Source organism: Siccibacter colletis (assembly GCF_025914095.1).
GTDB classification, from domain to species: Bacteria; Pseudomonadota; Gammaproteobacteria; order Enterobacterales; family Enterobacteriaceae; genus Siccibacter; species Siccibacter colletis.
Map to the genome: position 1 here is coordinate 375,645 of NZ_CP074352.1, position 19,959 is coordinate 395,603.

The 19,959-nt window shown below is 54.5% G+C and carries 14 protein-coding genes, 1 tRNA gene and 3 rRNA genes; 6 read left to right on the forward strand and 12 right to left on the reverse strand.

Annotation, left to right across the window (positions count from 1 at the left end):
* Positions 1–42 precede the first annotated feature (42 nt).
* The 4 genes from KFZ77_RS01890 to rrf (KFZ77_RS01905) all read left to right on the forward strand — a co-directional run bounded on the left by KFZ77_RS01890 (position 43) and on the right by rrf (KFZ77_RS01905) (position 3,436).
* A 23S ribosomal RNA gene (locus tag KFZ77_RS01890) occupies positions 43–2,948 on the forward strand.
* Positions 2,949–3,043: 95 nt separating this feature from the next.
* A 5S ribosomal RNA gene (gene rrf, locus KFZ77_RS01895) occupies positions 3,044–3,159 on the forward strand.
* Positions 3,160–3,204: 45 nt separating this feature from the next.
* Positions 3,205–3,280, forward strand: a tRNA-Thr gene (locus KFZ77_RS01900).
* 40 nt (positions 3,281–3,320) lie between these two features.
* Positions 3,321–3,436, forward strand: a 5S ribosomal RNA gene (gene rrf, locus KFZ77_RS01905).
* Positions 3,437–3,771: 335 nt separating this feature from the next.
* On the opposite strand, the gene KFZ77_RS01910 is transcribed toward rrf (KFZ77_RS01905), so the two are convergent.
* The 7 genes from KFZ77_RS01910 to KFZ77_RS01940 all read right to left on the reverse strand — a co-directional run bounded on the left by KFZ77_RS01910 (position 3,772) and on the right by KFZ77_RS01940 (position 13,203).
* Positions 3,772–4,530, reverse strand: coding sequence for an amino acid ABC transporter ATP-binding protein (locus KFZ77_RS01910; protein WP_031519168.1), 759 nt, complete (start codon positions 4,528–4,530; stop codon positions 3,772–3,774).
* A gap of 8 nt (positions 4,531–4,538) precedes the next feature.
* Positions 4,539–5,642, reverse strand: coding sequence for an amino acid ABC transporter permease (locus KFZ77_RS01915; protein ID WP_264385291.1), 1,104 nt, complete (start codon positions 5,640–5,642; stop codon positions 4,539–4,541).
* A gap of 9 nt (positions 5,643–5,651) precedes the next feature.
* Positions 5,652–6,833, reverse strand: a complete 1,182-nt coding sequence (locus KFZ77_RS01920; protein WP_264385292.1) for an amino acid ABC transporter permease — start codon at positions 6,831–6,833, stop codon at positions 5,652–5,654.
* Between the two features lie 64 nt (positions 6,834–6,897).
* The gene (locus KFZ77_RS01925; protein WP_031519164.1) at positions 6,898–7,923 is read right to left on the reverse strand and encodes an amino acid ABC transporter substrate-binding protein; all 1,026 of its coding nucleotides are present in this window, start codon (positions 7,921–7,923) and stop codon (positions 6,898–6,900) included.
* Positions 7,924–8,389: 466 nt separating this feature from the next.
* The gene (locus tag KFZ77_RS01930; RefSeq protein ID WP_024548921.1) at positions 8,390–8,611 is read right to left on the reverse strand and encodes a putative periplasmic lipoprotein; all 222 of its coding nucleotides are present in this window, start codon (positions 8,609–8,611) and stop codon (positions 8,390–8,392) included.
* Between the two features lie 326 nt (positions 8,612–8,937).
* Positions 8,938–12,039, reverse strand: coding sequence for an efflux RND transporter permease subunit (locus tag KFZ77_RS01935; protein WP_264385293.1), 3,102 nt, complete (start codon positions 12,037–12,039; stop codon positions 8,938–8,940).
* A 12-nt stretch (positions 12,040–12,051) separates the two neighbouring features.
* Positions 12,052–13,203, reverse strand: a complete 1,152-nt coding sequence (locus KFZ77_RS01940) for an efflux RND transporter periplasmic adaptor subunit (RefSeq protein WP_264385294.1) — start codon at positions 13,201–13,203, stop codon at positions 12,052–12,054.
* 387 nt (positions 13,204–13,590) lie between these two features.
* On the opposite strand from KFZ77_RS01940, the gene KFZ77_RS01945 reads away from it, so the two are divergent.
* Together KFZ77_RS01945 and KFZ77_RS01950 are read left to right on the forward strand one after the other, a co-directional pair.
* Positions 13,591–13,947 (forward strand): TetR family transcriptional regulator, encoded by a 357-nt coding sequence (locus KFZ77_RS01945; RefSeq protein ID WP_264385295.1) that lies wholly within the window; start codon positions 13,591–13,593, stop codon positions 13,945–13,947.
* Complete coding sequence (locus KFZ77_RS01950; protein ID WP_264385296.1) at positions 13,928–14,233, forward strand: hypothetical protein; 306 nt, start codon at positions 13,928–13,930, stop codon at positions 14,231–14,233. Before KFZ77_RS01945 ends, KFZ77_RS01950 begins: the two co-directional genes overlap by 20 nt.
* Here the strand turns inward: KFZ77_RS01950 and KFZ77_RS01955 are convergent.
* The 5 genes from KFZ77_RS01955 to prmA form a co-directional block, all read right to left on the reverse strand.
* The gene (locus tag KFZ77_RS01955; protein WP_264385297.1) at positions 14,208–16,334 is read right to left on the reverse strand and encodes a putative bifunctional diguanylate cyclase/phosphodiesterase; all 2,127 of its coding nucleotides are present in this window, start codon (positions 16,332–16,334) and stop codon (positions 14,208–14,210) included. The two genes, KFZ77_RS01950 and KFZ77_RS01955, sit on opposite strands and share 26 nt — an antisense overlap.
* A gap of 239 nt (positions 16,335–16,573) precedes the next feature.
* Positions 16,574–16,870, reverse strand: coding sequence for a DNA-binding transcriptional regulator Fis (gene fis / locus KFZ77_RS01960; RefSeq protein WP_000462905.1), 297 nt, complete (start codon positions 16,868–16,870; stop codon positions 16,574–16,576).
* Between the two features lie 25 nt (positions 16,871–16,895).
* Positions 16,896–17,861, reverse strand: a complete 966-nt coding sequence (gene dusB / locus KFZ77_RS01965) for a tRNA dihydrouridine synthase DusB (protein WP_031519156.1) — start codon at positions 17,859–17,861, stop codon at positions 16,896–16,898.
* 328 nt (positions 17,862–18,189) lie between these two features.
* Positions 18,190–18,930, reverse strand: a complete 741-nt coding sequence (locus KFZ77_RS01970) for a carbonic anhydrase (protein ID WP_264385298.1) — start codon at positions 18,928–18,930, stop codon at positions 18,190–18,192.
* Positions 18,931–19,076: 146 nt separating this feature from the next.
* Positions 19,077–19,958, reverse strand: coding sequence for a 50S ribosomal protein L11 methyltransferase (prmA, locus tag KFZ77_RS01975; protein WP_264385299.1), 882 nt, complete (start codon positions 19,956–19,958; stop codon positions 19,077–19,079).
* Position 19,959: the final 1 nt, after the last annotated feature.

The following is a 19,959-nucleotide window of genomic DNA, read 5'->3' on the forward strand; positions in this document are numbered from 1 at the left end:
ACAGCACGACGATGAATCTCAGGAAACATCTTCGGGTTGTGAGGTTAAGCGACTAAGCGTACACGGTGGATGCCCTGGCAGTCAGAGGCGATGAAGGACGTGCTAATCTGCGAAAAGCGTCGGTAAGGTGATATGAACCGTTATAGCCGACGATGTCCGAATGGGGAAACCCAGTGCAATTCGTTGCACTATCATGTCATGAATACATAGTGGCATGAGGCGAACCGGGGGAACTGAAACATCTAAGTACCCCGAGGAAAAGAAATCAACCGAGATTCCCCCAGTAGCGGCGAGCGAACGGGGAGCAGCCCAGAGCCTGAATCAGTTTGTGTGTTAGTGGAAGCGTCTGGAAAGTCGCAGGGTACAGGGTGATACTCCCGTACACAAAAACACACTTGCTGTGAGCTCGATGAGTAGGGCGGGACACGTGGTATCCTGTCTGAATATGGGGGGACCATCCTCCAAGGCTAAATACTCCTGACTGACCGATAGTGAACCAGTACCGTGAGGGAAAGGCGAAAAGAACCCCGGCGAGGGGAGTGAAACAGAACCTGAAACCGTGTACGTACAAGCAGTGGGAGCACCTTTGTGGTGTGACTGCGTACCTTTTGTATAATGGGTCAGCGACTTATATTCTGTAGCAAGGTTAACCGTATAGGGGAGCCGAAGGGAAACCGAGTCTTAATTGGGCGTTAAGTTGCAGGGTATAGACCCGAAACCCGGTGATCTAGCCATGGGCAGGTTGAAGGTTGGGTAACACTAACTGGAGGACCGAACCGACTAATGTTGAAAAATTAGCGGATGACTTGTGGCTGGGGGTGAAAGGCCAATCAAACCGGGAGATAGCTGGTTCTCCCCGAAAGCTATTTAGGTAGCGCCTCGTGAACTCATCTCCGGGGGTAGAGCACTGTTTCGGCTAGGGGGCCATCCCGGCTTACCAACCCGATGCAAACTACGAATACCGGAGAATGTTATCACGGGAGACACACGGCGGGTGCTAACGTCCGTCGTGAAGAGGGAAACAACCCAGACCGCCAGCTAAGGTCCCAAAGTCATGGTTAAGTGGGAAACGATGTGGGAAGGCACAGACAGCCAGGATGTTGGCTTAGAAGCAGCCATCATTTAAAGAAAGCGTAATAGCTCACTGGTCGAGTCGGCCTGCGCGGAAGATGTAACGGGGCTAAACCATGCACCGAAGCTGCGGCAGCGACACTATGTGTTGTTGGGTAGGGGAGCGTTCTGTAAGCCGTTGAAGGTGGACTGTGAGGTCTGCTGGAGGTATCAGAAGTGCGAATGCTGACATAAGTAACGATAAAGCGGGTGAAAAGCCCGCTCGCCGGAAGACCAAGGGTTCCTGTCCAACGTTAATCGGGGCAGGGTGAGTCGACCCCTAAGGCGAGGCCGAAAGGCGTAGTCGATGGGAAACAGGTTAATATTCCTGTACTCGGTGTTACTGCGAAGGGGGGACGGAGAAGGCTATGTTGGCCGGGCGACGGTTGTCCCGGTTTAAGCGTGTAGGTGTGTGCTCCAGGCAAATCCGGTGCACTTTAACACTGAGGCGTGATGACGAGGCACTACGGTGCTGAAGCAACAAATGCCCTGCTTCCAGGAAAAGCCTCTAAGCATCAGGTAACATCAAATCGTACCCCAAACCGACACAGGTGGTCAGGTAGAGAATACCAAGGCGCTTGAGAGAACTCGGGTGAAGGAACTAGGCAAAATGGTGCCGTAACTTCGGGAGAAGGCACGCTGGTGCGTAGGTGAAGCGACTTGCTCGCGGAGCTGAAACCAGTCGAAGATACCAGCTGGCTGCAACTGTTTATTAAAAACACAGCACTGTGCAAACACGAAAGTGGACGTATACGGTGTGACGCCTGCCCGGTGCCGGAAGGTTAATTGATGGGGTTATCCGTAAGGAGAAGCTCTTGATCGAAGCCCCGGTAAACGGCGGCCGTAACTATAACGGTCCTAAGGTAGCGAAATTCCTTGTCGGGTAAGTTCCGACCTGCACGAATGGCGTAATGATGGCCAGGCTGTCTCCACCCGAGACTCAGTGAAATTGAAATCGCTGTGAAGATGCAGTGTACCCGCGGCAAGACGGAAAGACCCCGTGAACCTTTACTATAGCTTGACACTGAACATTGAGCCTTGATGTGTAGGATAGGTGGGAGGCTTTGAAGCGTGGACGCCAGTCTGCGTGGAGCCAACCTTGAAATACCACCCTTTAATGTTTGATGTTCTAACCTGGCGCCGTGATCCGGCGTGGGGACAGTGTCTGGTGGGTAGTTTGACTGGGGCGGTCTCCTCCTAAAGCGTAACGGAGGAGCACGAAGGTTAGCTAATCCTGGTCGGACATCAGGAGGTTAGTGCAAAGGCATAAGCTAGCTTGACTGCGAGAGTGACGGCTCGAGCAGGTGCGAAAGCAGGTCTTAGTGATCCGGTGGTTCTGAATGGAAGGGCCATCGCTCAACGGATAAAAGGTACTCCGGGGATAACAGGCTGATACCGCCCAAGAGTTCATATCGACGGCGGTGTTTGGCACCTCGATGTCGGCTCATCACATCCTGGGGCTGAAGTAGGTCCCAAGGGTATGGCTGTTCGCCATTTAAAGTGGTACGCGAGCTGGGTTTAGAACGTCGTGAGACAGTTCGGTCCCTATCTGCCGTGGGCGCTGGAGAATTGAGGGGGGTTGCTCCTAGTACGAGAGGACCGGAGTGAACGCATCACTGGTGTTCGGGTTGTCATGCCAATGGCACTGCCCGGTAGCTAAATGCGGAAGAGATAAGTGCTGAAAGCATCTAAGCACGAAACTTGCCCCGAGATGAGTTCTCCCTGACCCTTTAAGGGTCCTGAAGGAACGTTGAAGACGACGACGTTGATAGGCCGGGTGTGTAAGCGCAGCGATGCGTTGAGCTAACCGGTACTAATGAACCGTGAGGCTTAACCTTACAACGCCGAAGCTGTTTTGGTGTTGTGTTTGAGAGATTTTCAGCTTGAGACGGATTACGCTTATGGCCGCGAGGCGGTAAGCGAACAGAATTTGCCTGGCGGCTGTAGCGCGGTGGTCCCACCTGACCCCATGCCGAACTCAGAAGTGAAACGCCGTAGCGCCGATGGTAGTGTGGGGTCTCCCCATGCGAGAGTAGGGAACTGCCAGGCATCAAATTAAAAAATCTGAAAACATCAGGTTTTAAGAATTAGTGTGCTGATATGGCTCAGTTGGTAGAGCGCACCCTTGGTAAGGGTGAGGTCCCCAGTTCGACTCTGGGTATCAGCACCACTTTATTAGGTTAAAGTTCGGCACGTTAGAAAAGAATTTGCCTGGCGGCTGTAGCGCGGTGGTCCCACCTGACCCCATGCCGAACTCAGAAGTGAAACGCCGTAGCGCCGATGGTAGTGTGGGGTCTCCCCATGCGAGAGTAGGGAACTGCCAGGCATCAAACAAACAAAAAAGCCTCATGCGAAAGCATGGGGCTTTTTTGTTTCTCTGCAGTTCGGAACTCTCATTTATACTCGCTGCATTTACCACCGTATCAAATCAATAACAAAGCCCCTCATGTGAAAAAGGTCTTGCCAGACTGCATTACTTATTAACGTGTAGCTTGAGAGAAATGCGCGGGTGCGTTCTGATTAAGGATTAAAGCGTGGTCTTTTCTGTTTCCTCTAGCTCGTAAACAGATTTCTCATTTGAACTCGCTGCATTCACCACTGTATTAAGCCAATAAAAAGCCCCGCTCACCGGAGCAGGGCTTAACCAGGCCGTATGACTTATTAATGAATAACCTGCGAAAGAAACGCACGGGTGCGTTCTGATTTCGGGTTGGCGAAGAATTCTTGCGGGGGAGCCTGCTCAACGATTTCACCGCGGTCCATAAAGATAACGCGGTCTGCCACGGTACGCGCAAAGCCCATCTCATGCGTCACGCACAGCATGGTCATCCCGGATTCAGCCAGGCCAATCATGGTATCCAGTACTTCTTTGACCATCTCCGGATCCAGTGCCGAAGTCGGCTCGTCAAACAGCATAATTTTGGGTTTCATGCAGAGGGAACGGGCAATCGCCACACGTTGCTGCTGGCCGCCCGAAATCTGCCCCGGATATTTATGCGCATGTTCGGCAATACGCACCCGTTCCAGGTAGTGCATCGCCAGTGCTTCTGCCTCTTTCTTCGGCATCTTGCGTACCCATATCGGGGCCAGCGTGCAGTTTTGCAGCACGGTCAGGTGAGGGAACAGGTTAAAATGCTGGAACACCATGCCCACTTCCTGCCGTACCTTTTCTATATTACGGATGTCTTCATTCAGCTCGATTCCATCAACCACGATGCGTCCCTGCTGATGCTCTTCAAGATGATTGATACAACGAATCGTTGTTGATTTTCCTGAACCCGATGGGCCGCAGAGAACGATGCGCTCGCCTTGCTTAACGTTCAGATTGATATCTTTCAGGACATGAAATTGTCCGTACCATTTGTTTACCGCTTCAAGCGTAATCATCGCGTCGGTCGGCTGTATTATCATTGTGCTCATGGGATCCCTCAATGCGGTGTACGCCCGGTGTTAAAACGTTTTTCAAGATGCTGGCTGTAGCGCGACATACTGAAGCAGAAGATCCAGTAGACCAGCGCAGCAAAAACATAGCCTTCGGTCGACATCCCCAGCCATGCGGGATCGACTGTCGCCTGCTGTACGCTGCTGAAGAGATCGAACAGGCCGATAATGATCACCAGGCTGGTGTCTTTGAATAGTGCGATGATGGTATTCACCAGGCCCGGGATCACCAGCTTCAGCGCCTGGGGAAGAATAACCAGCCCCTGGGTTTTCCAGTAGCCGAGGGCCAGCGACTCTGCCGCCTCGTACTGCCCTTTCGGCAGCGCCTGCAACCCGCCGCGCACCACTTCTGCAACGTAAGCGGACTGAAACAGAATTACCCCGACCAGGGCGCGGATCAGCTTATCAATGCTGGTCCCTTCCGCCATGAACAGCGGCAGCATCACCGACGACATAAACAGCACGGTAATAAGCGGCACGCCGCGCCAGAATTCGATAAAGATCACCGACAGAATGCGTACCACCGGCATGGTGGAGCGTCGTCCCAGCGCCAGCAGGATGCCGAGCGGCAGCGCGCCGGCGATACCCACTGAGGCGATAATCAGCGTCAGCGTCAGGCCGCCCCACTGGCGTGTTTCTACCCGCTCCAGCCCGAAAAAGCCGCCATACAGCAATATCCAGACCACAACCGGATAGATCACCGCCCAGCAGGCAATGTAACGTCCGCGACGCGGCATCGCGTTCCAGAACATTGGCACAATGGAAATCAGGCCGACGATCAGCGCGAGGTTGATGCGCCAGCGCTGATCGTGTGGATAAAGCCCATACATAAACTGGCCGAAACGCTGATGGATAAACACCCAGCAGGCACCTACCTTCGTACAGTCAGCGCGGGTGGTACCGAACCAGTTGGCCTGGAAGATTGTCCAGTTCAGCAACGGGGGAATCAGCTCCCACATCAGCCACAGGCAGAACAGCGTCAGCAGCGAGTTGCTCCAGCTGGAAAAGAGGTTCTTTTTCACCCAGTGCAGCGCACGACCCGACCCCTGTGAGGCCTGGCGCACCGGCGGTGACAGAATAGCTTTTGTCATCATGGTTCCTTAGCGCTCAACGAGGGCGATACGCCGGTTATAGATGTTCATCAGCAGTGAAATCGACAGGCTGATAATGAGGTAGACCGACATGGTAATGGCGATGGTTTCGATCGCCTGTCCGGTCTGATTAAGTACCGTTCCGGCAAACAGCGACACCATATCGGGATAGCCAATGGCCGCAGCTAGTGACGAGTTTTTGGCTATATTGAGGTACTGGCTGGTCAGCGGCGGAATAATGACGCGCATCGCCTGCGGAATAATCACCTGACGCAGCGTCACCGGGTTGGGCAGGGCGAGCGAGCGAGCGGCTTCATGCTGCCCGTGCGGGACAGAAAGAATCCCGGCGCGGATGATTTCGGCGATAAATGCCGATGTGTAGACCGACAATGCCAGAGTTAATGCGGCAAGTTCCGGGATAAGCGCCATACCGCCACGGAAGTTGAAACCGCGCAGGGCCGGAATATCCCAGTGTAGCGCCGCACCATACAGGGCGTGAGCCAGCGCCGGCAGACCGATCAGCAGAGCGATTGCCCAGGGCCAGGTACGGCGCAGCTGGCCAGTTTTCATCTGGTGCGTTTTGTTGTAGCGGTAAAGCCCAACGGTCACACCTACGGCAATGAGCACCGCCGCCAGAAAGGCTCCCATCCCCTCACCCAGCTGTGGAGCAGGGATATACAGCCCACGGTTACTTAAAAAAACGAGATCGAACGCGTCAACTGCCTGGCGCGGGCCAGGTAAATTACGCAGCACGGCGAAATACCAGAAGAAGATCTGCAGCAGCGGCGGGATATTACGAAACGTCTCAATGTATACCGTAGAGATTTTTCTCAGCAGCCAGTTATCAGAAAGCCGGGCCAGACCAAGAAAGAATCCGAGAATTGAGGCGAAAACAATACAGAGCGCTGATACCAGCAGAGTATTCAGCAGCCCGACCAGAAACACGCGGCCATAGGTATCGCCCTGTTGATAATCAATCAGATGCTGGACGATGCCGAAGCCTGCAGCACGGTCGAGAAAGGCAAACCCGGAAGTGATACCGCGATTGCTCAGGTTAGTGATGGTGTTATGGATCAGATAAGCCGCAATCAGCAGTACCACAACAACAGCGAGTATCTGAAACAGCCAGGCACGAACCGCAGGGTTCGAAAAGGAGAACGCACCTTTTACGGTTGGGCGGCGCAGGGACATAGGAGAACCTCAGTCGGAACTTGGGCTGGGCACTGCCAGTGCAGTGCCCGTTACAGCTACAGCATTAACGTACCGGCGGCGCGTACTGAATACCGCCGTTGTTCCAGAGGTTATTCTGGCCACGTTTGATCTTCAGCGGGCTTTCAGAGCCAACGTTGCGCTCGAATACTTCCGCGTAGTTGCCGACTTTTTTGATGATGTTGTAAGCCCATTTGTTGTCGAGCTTCAGGTCCTTGCCGTAATCGCCCTCTTTACCTAGCAGGTGCGCCATATCTGGTGTTGCCGGATTAGCGGCTTTTTCATCGACGTTCTTCGAGGTCACGCCCATCTCTTCAGCGTTCAGCATTGCAAACAGCGTCCAGCGCACCACGGCAAACCATTCATCGTCACCGCGGCGTACTACCGGCCCCAGCGGCTCTTTAGAGATGACCTCTGGCAGTACGATCCACTCCGCCGGATCGCTGAGCTTTATGCGCAGAGCGTAAAGCTGCGACTGGTCAGACGCGAGGGTATCGCAGCGACCCGATTCCAGCGCTTTGGCGGATTCATCGGAGCGGTCAAAGGTGACCGGGGTGTACTTCATCTTGTTGGCTTTAAAATAGTCTGCCACGTTTAGTTCGGTATCGGTACCGGCCTGGATGCAAACGGTTGCGCCGTCGAGCTCTTTAGCGCTCTTCAGTCCTGCTTTGTTATGGGTCAGGAAGCCGATACCGTCATAGTAGGTTACGCCGGTAAAAGACATGCCCATGCCGGAATCACGTGAAGAGGTCCAGGTAGTGTTACGAGAGAGTACGTCCACTTCACCCGACTGTAGCGCGGTGAAACGCTCTTTTGCCGTCAGCGGGGTGTATTTAACTTTGGTGTCATCGCCAAACATTGCAGCAGCCACGCCACGGCAGACATCCACATCGATCCCGGTAAACTTGCCGCTCTCATCCGCGTAAGAGAAACCCGGCAGACCATCGCTTATCCCACATTGCACAAAACCTTTCTTTTTAACCGCATCGAAAGTCGCACCGGCGTGTGCCTGACTGGTAGCGGCCAGCATCGCGCCTGCAGCAACCAGAGTCGCAATCATCATCTTTTTCATAAAGCATCCTGTGTGGCGGAATTATCGTTATATGTATGTGGCGTGAGCACGCCATTACCTGTCTGTGGCATTGGCCGTAATCTATTAAGCAAAGGTAATGCCAGGTTTGCGCCAGGGCAGGGGATAACGAGCGCAGGCGCAATAAGCTCAGTGTAGACAGGAAAAATTTAATTCCGCGCGCTGTTATGGTGCAAAAATTCAACCTGCGCCACATTTTGGAGCAAAATAGTTACTTTACGAAACCATGTGCAAAGAATAATTCAGGAGATAAATATGTGCCGGGAAAGGCGTGGTCGCGCTTTGTGACAGACTGCACGTAAAAATGGCAGAAAGAGGTAGTAAGGCAAAGAGGGAATAACGCAGAGAATTTGCTGAACAAATATGATGCCAAATTTTTACCTTATGAAACTGCTCTGCACCATAATAAAGCAACATGATACGCGCGGCCTGAACCGCGCGTAATAACTTATTTAGACACGGCGATAATACCGAGCGTCAGACCAGCCAGCGCTGCGGCGCCGCCGGCGATTGCGCCTGCGGTTTCCCAGTTATCCTGAGTGGTTCCTTTCATGCAGGTATTGGTATGCACCAGGCGGCCCTGATCGTCATAGACCGGCACGCAGGGAGAGTCGTGAGCACAGCCAGCCAGTACGGTAGAAAGTAGTGCAACAGCAATTAGTTTTTTCATGGCGTTACCTCAATAAAATCATTATCCACGCCGTCGTTTCCAGAGGAACTTAATCGCAGGTGGAGCCTGATTAAATTACCACGCTCGCAGTAACGCCCCGAAAGGGGAATGGTTGCAAACGGTAATATTTGTAAAAAGTGTGGAGAGACAGGGCCGTCAGGCAATTGATTGTGGAGATTTAATGAAGAAAACAAAAAAATAGCATCAGAAATTAAAAACCAGGTGCATTCCTGGACGGCATAAACAGTAGCGAGTTAATCACAGCATTTCAATATAATATTATTATTTTCAACGCATTAAAAAGGGCGCCGTAGCGCCCTGCATTTTTATTGTGCCCCGCCAAAGCGTCGGCGAATGACGACGAAAAATACCGGAACAAAAAATATTGCCAGCAGCGTTGCGGTTAGCATTCCGCCCATCACTCCGGTACCGACGGCATTCTGCGCGCCACTGCCCGCCCCGCGATTAATAACCAGCGGCAGCACGCCGAGAATAAATGCCAGCGAGGTCATGAGAATTGGCCGCAGGCGCATGCGTACCGATTCCAGCGTCGCTTCGATAACGCCTTTACCTTCTTTCTCCATCAGGTCCTTTGCGAACTCGACAATCAGGATGGCGTTTTTAGCCGACAACCCGATAGTCGTCAGCAGCCCAACCTGAAAATAGACGTCATTGTTCAGGCCGCGCAGCGAGGCCGCAAGCAGAGCGCCTACCACACCCAGCGGTACCACCAGCATCACCGAAAACGGAATGGACCAGCTTTCATAGAGCGCCGCCAGGCAGAGAAACACCACGATCAGCGAAATGGCGTACAGTGCGGGAGCCTGATCGCCTGACAGTCGCTCCTGATAAGACATCCCGGTCCAGTCATAGCCGATACCCGCAGGCAGCGTTTTTGCCAGCGACTCCATCAGGACCATCGCTTCGCCGGTACTTTTGCCTGGTGCGGCTTCGCCGAGGATCTCCATCGAGGGTGAACCGTTAAAACGTTCCAGGCGCGGCGAGCCGTAAATCCAGTGCGATGAGCTGAACGCAGAGAAAGGCACCATCTCCCCGTTGGCGCTGCGCACGTAAATGGCGTCAATGTCAGCCGGAAGCATACGAAACGCCGCGTCGGCCTGAACGTAAACCTTTTTCACACGCCCATGATCGATAAAATCGTTAACGTAAGTTCCGCCTAACGAGGTGGAGATCGCCTGGTTGATGTCCGCCAGGGATACGCCCAGCGCCTGGGCTTTTTGCTGGTCAACGTCCAGCTTGAACTGTGGCGTATCTTCAAGCCCGTTGGGCCGCACCCTGACCAGCAGATCGCCATGCTTGCCGACCATCCCCAGCAGCGTATTACGTGCCTGAGTCAGTGCCTCGTGTCCGAGATTCGCTTTGTCGATGAGTTCGAAGTCAAATCCGGTCGCTGTACCCAGCTCGATAATCGCCGGCAGGTTGAACGGGAAGACGAAGCCATCGCGGATTTCGCCAAAAGCGTGGGTGGCGCGTTTGATGATGCTGCCCACGCTGTTCTCTTCACCAGGACGCGCCTCCCAGGGCTTCAGGCTGATAAAGGCCAGCCCGGCGTTCTGCCCCTGGCCGCTGAAGCTGAAGCCGTTCACGGTAAACACGGTATCGACGTTGGCTTGCTCATCGGTGAGATAATAATGGCTAATCTGGTCCAGCACCTGCTGGGTACGGGTCTGTGTAGCGCCGGCCGGGAGCTGCACCATCGTCATAAAGACGCCCTGATCCTCTTCGGGCAGGAAGGCGGTGGGCAGACGCACAAACAGCACCGCCATACCCGTCACGATCAGTACGTACAGCAGCAGGTAACGTCCGGTACTGCGCAAAATACCGCTGACGCTTTTCGTGTAGTGGTTGACGCTGGCATCGAACTTTTTATCGAACCAGACGAAGAAGCGTGCTTTGCTCTCGTGTCCGCCGGGTTTGAGCAGCGTGGCGCACAGCGCCGGCGTCAGGATGAGCGCCACCAGCACCGACAGCGCCATTGCCGAAACGATGGTAACAGAGAACTGACGGTAAATAGCGCCGGTGGAGCCGCCAAAAAAGGCCATCGGAATAAAGACGGCGGAGAGCACCATTGCGATACCCACCAGCGCACCCTGAATCTGTCCCATCGATTTCCGGGTTGCTTCTTTCGGCGGCAGCTTCTCCTCTGCCATGACGCGCTCGACGTTTTCCACCACCACAATGGCGTCATCCACCAGCAGGCCGATAGCCAGCACCATACCAAACATGGTGAGGGTATTGATGGAGTAATTCAGCGCGCTGAGGATGGCGAAGGTGCCAGCGAGTACCACCGGCACGGCGATGGTCGGGATAAGCGTGGCGCGGATGTTCTGTAAAAACAGGTACATCACCAGGAAGACCAGAATGACAGCCTCCGCCAGGGTTTTGACCACTTCATGAATTGAAATCTTCACGAATGGCGTGGTGTCATAGGGGTAGACCACACGCATACCCTGTGGGAAGAAGGGCTGCAATTCGGCGAGACGGGATTTGATGGCGGCAGCGGTATCAAGGGCGTTAGCACCGGTGGCCAGTTTGATCCCAAGCCCCGTTGCCGGCTGGCCGTTGATTTTAGTCACCATGTTGTAGTTCTCGCCGCCCAGTTCGATACGGGCAACGTCGCTCAGGCGTACCACCGAACCGTCCTGATTGACGCGCAGGGTAATGCGCCCAAACTCTTCGGGGCTCGTCAGGCGAGTCTGCGCAATGATGGAGGCATTCAACTGTTGCCCTGGCACGGCGGGCGTTGCGCCAAGCTGACCCGCGGCAATCTGGTTGTTTTGCGTTTTAATCTGGGTGACAACGTCGGCGGTGGTCAGCAGGTATTTGTTCATCGCATGCTGATCGAGCCAGATACGCATCGCAAACTGCGCGCCGAACAGCTGGACGTCGCCGACGCCATTGGTACGGCTGATGCTGTCTTTAACGTTAGAAGCAACGTAGTCGGAAATATCCTCCTGCGTCAGGCGAGGGTTGTCGGATAAAAAACCGGCGACCAGTAAAAAACCGCTGCTCGCCTTTTCCACGCCGATGCCCTGTTGCTGTACTTCCTGAGGCAGCAGCGGCATCGCCAGCTGCAGTTTATTTTGCACCTGGACCTGAGCGATATCAGGATCGGTACCAGATTCGAAGGTCAGGGTAATCGTCACGTTACCCGCCGAGTCGCTGGTGGATGACATGTACATCAGATTATCGATGCCGTTCATGTTCTGTTCGATAACCTGTGTCACGCTGTCCTGCACCGTTTGCGCGTCTGCCCCAGGATAAGTTGCCGATACCGCCACCGCCGGTGGGGCAATGGAGGGATATTGCGCGACCGGAAGCGACATGATGGACAGCGCGCCGGCAATCATAAGCACGATCGCCAGCACCCAGGCAAAAATGGGGCGCTCGATAAAGAAATTGGACATGGATCTGGCTCCTTACTGTGCCGACTGCGGAGCAGTGTCAGAGCTGGCGTGGACCTTCATGCCCGCACGTATTCTCTGCAGACCGCTGATCACCACGCGATCCCCTGGCTTCAGACCAGCGCTCACCAGCCAGTTGTTGCCAACCGCCTGGCTGGCGTCCACCACCTTCGATTCCACCTGGTCCTGGGCATTCACAATCATCACCACCGCCTCGCCACGCGGAGTACGGGTTACGCCCTGCTGCGGCACCAGCATCGCGTTAGGCTGAATACCCTGGTCGATGCGGGCGCGAACAAACATGCCGGGAAGCAGCGTGTGGTCAGGGTTAGGGAACACGGCGCGCAGCGTAATGGAGCCAGTGCTTTCATCGACGGTAACGTCGGAGAATTCCAGCGTACCTTTCTGCGGAGCGATTTCACCGCTGTCCAGCACCAGCGTCACGTTGCTTTTGCCTTCGCTGCGCTTCAGGGTGCCCTGTTGCAGCGACGCTTTCAGGCGCAGGTAATCGTTACTCGACTGGGTAAGATCGACATAGATAGGGTCGAGCTGCTGGACCGTTGCCAGCGCTGCAGCCTGGCCCTGCTGTACCAGTGCACCTTCGGTGACGCTTGATTTGCCGATACGACCGCTGATGGGGGAAGTGACTTTGGTCCAGGCAAGATTAATTCGGGCGCTGTCCAGCGCGGCGCGAGATGCCAGCACGGAGGCATCCGCCTGGCGCGCATTGGCCGCGGCTTGATCGTAATCCTGCTTACTGACGTAATGCGTTCCCTGCAGCGCCGCATAGCGTTTCAGGGTGAGATGGGCCATCGCTGCGCTGGCCTGGGCTTTGGCAAGGCTGGCTTTTGCGCTCTCTACGTCGGCAAGATACGTGGCGGGATCGATCTGATACAGCGACTCGCCGGCGGCGATCTCGCCGCCTTCTTCAAAGTTACGTTTGAGGATGATGCCACTCACCTGAGGTCGAACTTCAGCAATGCGCCAGGCTGCGGTGCGGCCGGGCAGCTCGGTGGTTAGTGGCAGTGGACCAGGGACAACGGTATGCACCGTCACCTGAGGCACCGGCGGCTGGTTTTCCTTAATACCATCATCGCAACCGGATAACAGTGCCGTGATAATGCCTGCCAACAGAGGATATAAAAATACCCGGACTTGCTTTGTCATTGCCGTTCCTTAAAACAATAAACACCGAATGTTCTGTGGGGGGAAATACTCAGGGTGTGATTTTCTGGCGTATCCTACAAATAATATAAGTGTGATGTAAGTCGGATCGCTTTTTTTGCGATGTTTGCTGAAGGAGGGATGGCGTTTTAAGAATGGCTTTAGTGTATTGGTTATTATTTTCTGACGTTCGCTTACATATTTATATATTTTATATATTTTATATGGGTGGCATTTATTTTTAATTTCTATGTTTCATCGGAAAGCATTCGCCGTAAGTATTTATTAATTTTGTTACTAAAAAAGCCATGAGAGAAAATAAAGCCAATGGCAATATAGCGTCGGTGGTTTACCTTTCCCGATAATTCATTTTTTACAGGTTCGTTTATTATGGCATGGAAAACAAAAACAGATGCCTTACAAACGCGACAGCAGCTTATCGATGCCGCCATTGCGCAGTTCGCCGCGCAGGGCGTGGCGAAAACGACCCTCGGCGATATAGCCGGAGCGGCAAAGGTGACGCGCGGCGCGCTTTACTGGCATTTCGACAGCAAAGAACAAATCTTCGATGAAATCTGGAAGCAACAGTCGCGGTTACAGCGGGTATTACAGGAAAAGCTTCCCCGCGCGTTAAAAACAACGCCGCTGCGCTATCTCAGCGAAGTGTTTATTATCGCATTGCGTCTGATTGCGTCTGATTGCGCAGGATGCGCAGCAAAAAGCGCTGATGGAAATATTATGCTGTAAGTACGAGCGTTGCGACAGTGCATTAGATGATATCGAAATCCACGCTATGCTGGGGATGAATAATGAAATGCTGGAATACTGGCTGCGGCGCTGTATTCAGCATGGAGATATTTCACCCCATGCTGATATTCCTGAAATGATTATTCTGTTACGCGGCGCACTAAGCGGTATTGTACGCCAGTGGCTATTACACCCACAGCGATTTGATCTTGCCGCCAGGGCGCCCGCGCTGGTGGAAAATTTATGGCACATGTTTCCGGTTACTCAACCTCAGGCTGAATACTGAATGACTTTTCAGATGCATGTACCGGATCAATTAAGCGCTGCGGCTCATTTTTCACAATATTTGCGATAGCGTGTGGGTCAAGTGGCTTGCCGAGTAAATAGCCCTGCAGCGTATGGCAGCCAAGCTCGGTAAGAAACGTCTGTTGTTCCGGCGTTTCGACACCTTCGGCCACCACCCGCAGATTGAGGGTTCTCGCCAACGCGATAATCGCCGAGACAATCGTGGCGTCTTCCCCGTCGGCACGCAGCTCGTTGACGAAGGCGCGGTCAATTTTCAGTTCGCTGGCGGGCAGACGCTTCAGATAGAGCAGGCTTGAATAGCCGGTGCCGAAGTCATCGATGGAGGCTTTTACGCCGAGGGTGGTCAGCTCGGTCAACAGGCGGACGCTCTCATCCGGATCGCTCATCGCCGTGGTTTCCGTTACTTCAAGAATCAGCATCTCGGGCGGAATACGGTGGCGCGACAGGCAATCCACCACGTTATCAATAAGCGCGGGCTGTTCAAACTGTACGGCAGAGAGGTTGACCGACATCGACCAGTCGGTATGGCCGGCGTCACGCCACTCGCTGAGCTGGCGGCAGGCTTCATTCAGCACCCAGTTGCCAATCGAGACAATGACGCCGGTTTTTTCCGCCAGCGGCAGAAATACGTCAGGCGTCAGCAGGCCGCGCTGTGGATGCTGCCAGCGCAGCAGGGCTTCGAAACCGATAGCCGGGCCGGAAGGTGCCTGAAATTTTGGCTGATACAGCAGCCGCAGCTCATTGCGCGCTTCGGCCTGCCACAGATCGTTCATCAGTTGCAGCTGAGTCTGGGCAAGGGCATTCATGGACGGCTGGAAAAAGTGGTAGCCGTTACGCCCGTTGTGTTTGGTGTGGTACATCGCCGCATCGGCATTGAACATCAGCTCGCGCGGGGTTTCGCCATCGTGAGGCCAGAGCGCGATACCGATGCTGAGCGTAACCATCGCTTCGCAGGGTGAAATGGTAAACGGCTCGGCAATGGCCTGTACCAGCGAGCTGGCGAGCGACGCGGCATCGTCAGGCGCAGCGGTTTCAGCCAGCAGCACAAACTCATCCCCGCCGATGCGCGCCAGCGTGTACTGCCCCTTCAGATGCTGGGTCAGGCGTTCGGTTACCGCAATCAATAGCCTGTCGCCGGTGTCATGACCCCAGGCGTCGTTGACCGCCTTGAAACCATCCAGATCCATATACATCAGCGCAAAGCCGCTGTTTTCCTGCTGCGCCTTGCTCACCGCCTGCGCCAGGCGATCTTCGAGCAGTACGCGGTTAGGCAGACGGGTCAGGGTATCGTGCAGCGCCAGCTGGGCCAGCTCGCGATTGGCTTCGGCAAGGGACGACGCCAGCAGGGACGTCCGCGCCTGTAACCGGGCATCAAACAGGGAAACCAGCAGGGTGATGCCAAGAATTGAGAGCGTGACGACGGTGACCAGAATCGCCAGCCAGTTGCTGTCAACGCCGCGCTCGGTGGCGTGGCTGCCGTGAGGGAAGTCGGCGGCCATCATGCCGGTGTAATGCATACCGGCGATAGCGATGCCCATAATGATGGCGGCGCCGATACGCAGCAGCGCGGCCTGGCCGGACGTCAGCTGGCGCAGGCGGAATGTGAGCCACAGCGCGGCAACAGAAGCTGAGAAGGCGATCACCACCGAGAGCGCGACCCACCAGAGATTCCAGCGGATACCTGGCTGGATATGCATGGCCGCCATACCGGTATAGTGCATCGCCGCAATGCCGCATCCCATCACGCTGGCACCCGCGAGCAGGCTTACCCGGGACAGGCGGCTGCGGCTGACCAGCCAGAGTGCGAACAGCGACGCACCGAGGGCAATTAGCATAGAAACGCCGGTTATCGACAGGTCATAGCTGAGGGTAAACGGCATCTCCATCGCCAGCATGCCGATGAAGTGCATCGCCCAGATGCCAATGCCCATCGACAGGCTGCCGCCGACCAGCCAGAGACGCGCGGCTTTGGTACTGCTGATTGAGATACGACCCGCCATATTGAGCGCGGTATAGGCTGCCAGGATGGCAACAATAAACGACATAACCACCAGGAACTGGTTGTAATGACTCACCATCATCATGATATCGACTCACAAGGCCCGTTTATCTCGCCATACCAAAGCATAGTCTGGTCAAGGGGCACAGACAGTATCACTGTCTCTGAGAGCCGCAAAGCACTTTAAAACCCTGCGCAAATCAGGGGAAAAACGGCGCTGTGAAAGGGGATGCGGAAGGGGAAAAGAAATTTGCGTCAGGGCGCGAAAACAAAAAAAGCGCTTAAGTGATTAAGCGCTTTTTTAAGGTCAGAACTCAAAAATCAGTTCATGCCATATTTTTTCAGCTTCTTGCGAAGCGTACCACGGTTGATACCCATCATCAGTGCAGCACGGGTCTGGTTACCGCGGGTGTATTGCATCACCATGTCCAACAGGGGCTGTTCTACTTCAGCCAGTACCAGCTCATAGAGGTCATTAACATCCTGACCGTTCAGTTGAGCAAAATAGTTCTTCAGTGCCTGTTTTACCGAGTCACGCAGGGGTTTTTGGGTTACCTGATCCTGAGAGTTAACGGTAGAAACGGTCAGTACGTCAGAATTTACGCGTTGTTCGAACATAGTTCTGTCAGCTCTTTATTTCTGTTTACGCAAAATTTTCGAAGTATGCCTCCAACGCCTCCAGCTGTTCGCTGGCATCCTCAATGGCGTTGAATGTGCGCCGAAACTGGTCGTCTGGAGCGTGTTCCTGCAAGTACCAGGAAACGTGTTTCCGCGCGATTCGGTACCCTTTTGCCTGACCGTAAAAGTCATGCAGTTCCCGAATGTGCGCACAAAGCAAGCGCTTCACCTCTGCCAGCGGCAGGGGAGGGAGCAACTCTCCAGTGTCCAGATAATGCTGGATTTCCCGAAAGATCCAGGGTCTTCCCTGAGCTGCACGTCCTATCATCAGAGCATCTGCCCCTGTATAGTCCAGTACGGCTCTGGCTTTAAGCGGGTCAGTAATGTCGCCATTCGCAATAACCGGAATGGAAACTGTCTGCTTAACTGCCCGAATCGAATCGTATTCTGCGTCGCCCTGAAACAAACAGGCGCGGGTGCGGCCATGTATCGTCAGCGCCTGAATACCACTCTCTTCAGCCAGTCGGGCAATGTCTACGCAGTTACGGTTGGCGGTATCCCAGCCGGTGCGAAACTTAAGGGTGACGGGCACGTCTACTGCATTAACGACCGCGGTTAAGATGGATTTGACCAACTCCGGATGTTGCAATAACGCTGAGCCTGCCAGCTTACGATTCACCTTCTTCGCCGGGCACCCCATATTGATATCAATAATCTGGGCGCCGTTTTCCACGTTGATACGTGCGGCTGCCGCCATCTCTTCAGGTACTGAACCGGCAATCTGCACGGTGCGGATACCTGGTTCATCCACATGGACCATCCGCAGTCGGGATTTATCGCTCGCCCATACTTCCGGGTTAGAGGACATCATCTCGGATACGGTTAGCCCGGCACCCATCTCATAGCAAAGCGTCCGAAACGGTCTGTCAGTAATGCCAGCCATCGGTGCTGCTATCAGGCGGTTTCTAAGCTGGTGGTGTCCAATGCGCATGAGTTAAGAAATGACCATACTGTGCCTGCAAGGCGGCGTATATTACGCATTTTTTACGCCAGATGAAAGGCCAAACTTTGAACAATCCACTCTTGTAGATCATTGAAGCGATAAGCAGGGCGATAACGCATGTTAATTCGTGAGACATTTCATGCGGTTATGTTAAATCGCTTAAAGTGTATCCAGACATAATTTCCTCCCCGCAGGCAGGTTTTCAGGCATCTGAATGATAAATCTGAGATATATTTTGTTGTTTTTTCAGACAAACCGGGTGTATTGCAAGAATCCACCCGGTTCGCTTAATGACAGGAAAACGTAATCAGAACGCTTATTCTACCACCAGACGACCGTGCAACGGCTGTACCGGACGGTTGTTGTCATGGTGCATGACCGCTTTAAACTGCGCCAGCTGCGCCGCAGAGAGCGTCAGAGGGTGTTTCAGTACCAGCCAGGTTACCCCTTCTGAGCACGGTGGCGTGGTCAGAGAGCCGCTGAAGCGCCAGAAGGTTTTATCGGCGGGCAGCAGGGCATTGAGATCGATAGTGCGGGTCAGAGTTTCGCTCTTATCGACGCCGTCCGGAATTTTTTTCCACAGGTCGGCCAGCGCGGCGTTTTCAGCCCCGACATCAAACATCACCGCCACCACAGCAGCGTCTCCGGTAACTGATTTATGCACCAGGTGCATTTCCATCGCGTAATGCTTGCCGTGAACCGTGTTTTCACTCGGCGCGTGGAAATGGAACTGCTGCAGGGTCCACTCAACGCCATCAAGGGTAATGGTGTTGGCGTCGTTATGTTTGAAGCTGGCCTGAATGGTGTGGCCATTGTTCAGCAAGCTTGCCGGGCCTTCGGTGTAATGCATCGCCAGCGGGGCAATTGCAGCCTTAACGGTCTTATCAATATCGACAGGAGACTGATTCTGGCCGGCCTGGCACGCTTTGTATTCGCTGTTGAGTTCTCCCCAGTGTTCAGGAGATTCAGCGCCTTCGTAGCTCCAGTGAGCGGCAAAGACCAGCGCAGGCATCAGGCCCGCCATTACGATCGCGGCTTTAGCGAAACGCATCTTCATTTTATTCGTCCGGTGAATGGGTTTTAACAGTGGGTTTGCCCGTTGAATAACTGGGGCGCGTCATTGTACTCGCGACGAAAAACGAAAAGGCGTATAAAAAGTGCGGATAATACAACGGGCGCGGCAGAGCGCCGCGCCCGGAGGAATTACTGCTTGCGGCCCGTGATACGGCACCACTCTTCTTTCTCAACCACCGGGTCGAGAGCGAACTGTGCTTCATAGGCTTCGCACACGCTCTCCGCCTGGCTGGCAAGTACGCCGGACAGCCCCAGCAGGCCACCGCTTACCGGCAGGACACTAATCAGCGGCGCAAGCTCGCGCAGCGGACCGGCGAGGATATTCGCCACTACCACATCCGCCTGCATGTTGTCCGGCTGGTTATGCGGCAGATAAAGCTCAAGACGTTCCGAGACACCGTTACGCTCGGCGTTATCGCGGCTGGCCTGGATCGCCTGCGGATCGATGTCGATCCCGATCGCTTTTGCCGCGCCGAGTTTCAGCGCCGCGATCGCCAGAATGCCGGAGCCGCAACCGAAGTCGATCACCGTCTTGCCGGCCAGATCGAGGCCGTCGAGCCACTGCAGGCACAGCGAGGTGGTCGGGTGGGTGCCGGTGCCGAACGCCAGACCCGGATCGAGCATCACGTTGACCGCGTTCTCATCCGGCACGTCGCGCCAGCTCGGGCAGATCCACAGCCGCTCGCCGAAGCGCATCGGGTGGAAGTTGTCCATCCACTCGCGCTCCCAGTCTTTGTCTTCCAGCTGCTCAATTTTATGATGGAAACCAGGGGCCAGCAGCGGGTGGCCTTCCAGAATAGCGATGGTCTCTTTCATGTCCGCTTCGGCATCAAACAGGCCAATAACGTCAGTATCACCCCAGAGACGGGTTTCGCCTGGCAGCGGTTCAAATACCGGCGTGTCGTGCGTGTCCTGGAAGGTCACGGACACCGCACCGCTTTCCATCAGCGCATCGCCCAGCTCTTCGGCGTGCGCACCGGTGGTGTTAATTTTCAGTTGGATCCAGGGCATG

Coding starts and splice junctions, on each gene's coding strand:
- KFZ77_RS01930 (WP_024548921.1), bottom strand. CDS start 8,611: ATGAAAAAACTAATTGCTGTTGCACTACTTTCTACCGTACTGGCTGGC.
- KFZ77_RS01945 (WP_264385295.1), top strand. CDS start 13,591: ATGGCATGGAAAACAAAAACAGATGCCTTACAAACGCGACAGCAGCTT.
- KFZ77_RS01940 (WP_264385294.1), bottom strand. CDS start 13,203: ATGACAAAGCAAGTCCGGGTATTTTTATATCCTCTGTTGGCAGGCATT.
- KFZ77_RS01925 (WP_031519164.1), bottom strand. CDS start 7,923: ATGAAAAAGATGATGATTGCGACTCTGGTTGCTGCAGGCGCGATGCTG.
- prmA (WP_264385299.1), bottom strand. CDS start 19,958: ATGCCCTGGATCCAACTGAAAATTAACACCACCGGTGCGCACGCCGAA.
- KFZ77_RS01970 (WP_264385298.1), bottom strand. CDS start 18,930: ATGAAGATGCGTTTCGCTAAAGCCGCGATCGTAATGGCGGGCCTGATG.
- KFZ77_RS01910 (WP_031519168.1), bottom strand. CDS start 4,530: ATGAGCACAATGATAATACAGCCGACCGACGCGATGATTACGCTTGAA.
- KFZ77_RS01955 (WP_264385297.1), bottom strand. CDS start 16,334: ATGATGGTGAGTCATTACAACCAGTTCCTGGTGGTTATGTCGTTTATT.
- dusB (WP_031519156.1), bottom strand. CDS start 17,861: ATGCGCATTGGACACCACCAGCTTAGAAACCGCCTGATAGCAGCACCG.
- KFZ77_RS01915 (WP_264385291.1), bottom strand. CDS start 5,642: ATGACAAAAGCTATTCTGTCACCGCCGGTGCGCCAGGCCTCACAGGGG.
- KFZ77_RS01950 (WP_264385296.1), top strand. CDS start 13,928: ATGGAAATATTATGCTGTAAGTACGAGCGTTGCGACAGTGCATTAGAT.
- KFZ77_RS01935 (WP_264385293.1), bottom strand. CDS start 12,039: ATGTCCAATTTCTTTATCGAGCGCCCCATTTTTGCCTGGGTGCTGGCG.
- KFZ77_RS01920 (WP_264385292.1), bottom strand. CDS start 6,833: ATGTCCCTGCGCCGCCCAACCGTAAAAGGTGCGTTCTCCTTTTCGAAC.
- fis (WP_000462905.1), bottom strand. CDS start 16,870: ATGTTCGAACAACGCGTAAATTCTGACGTACTGACCGTTTCTACCGTT.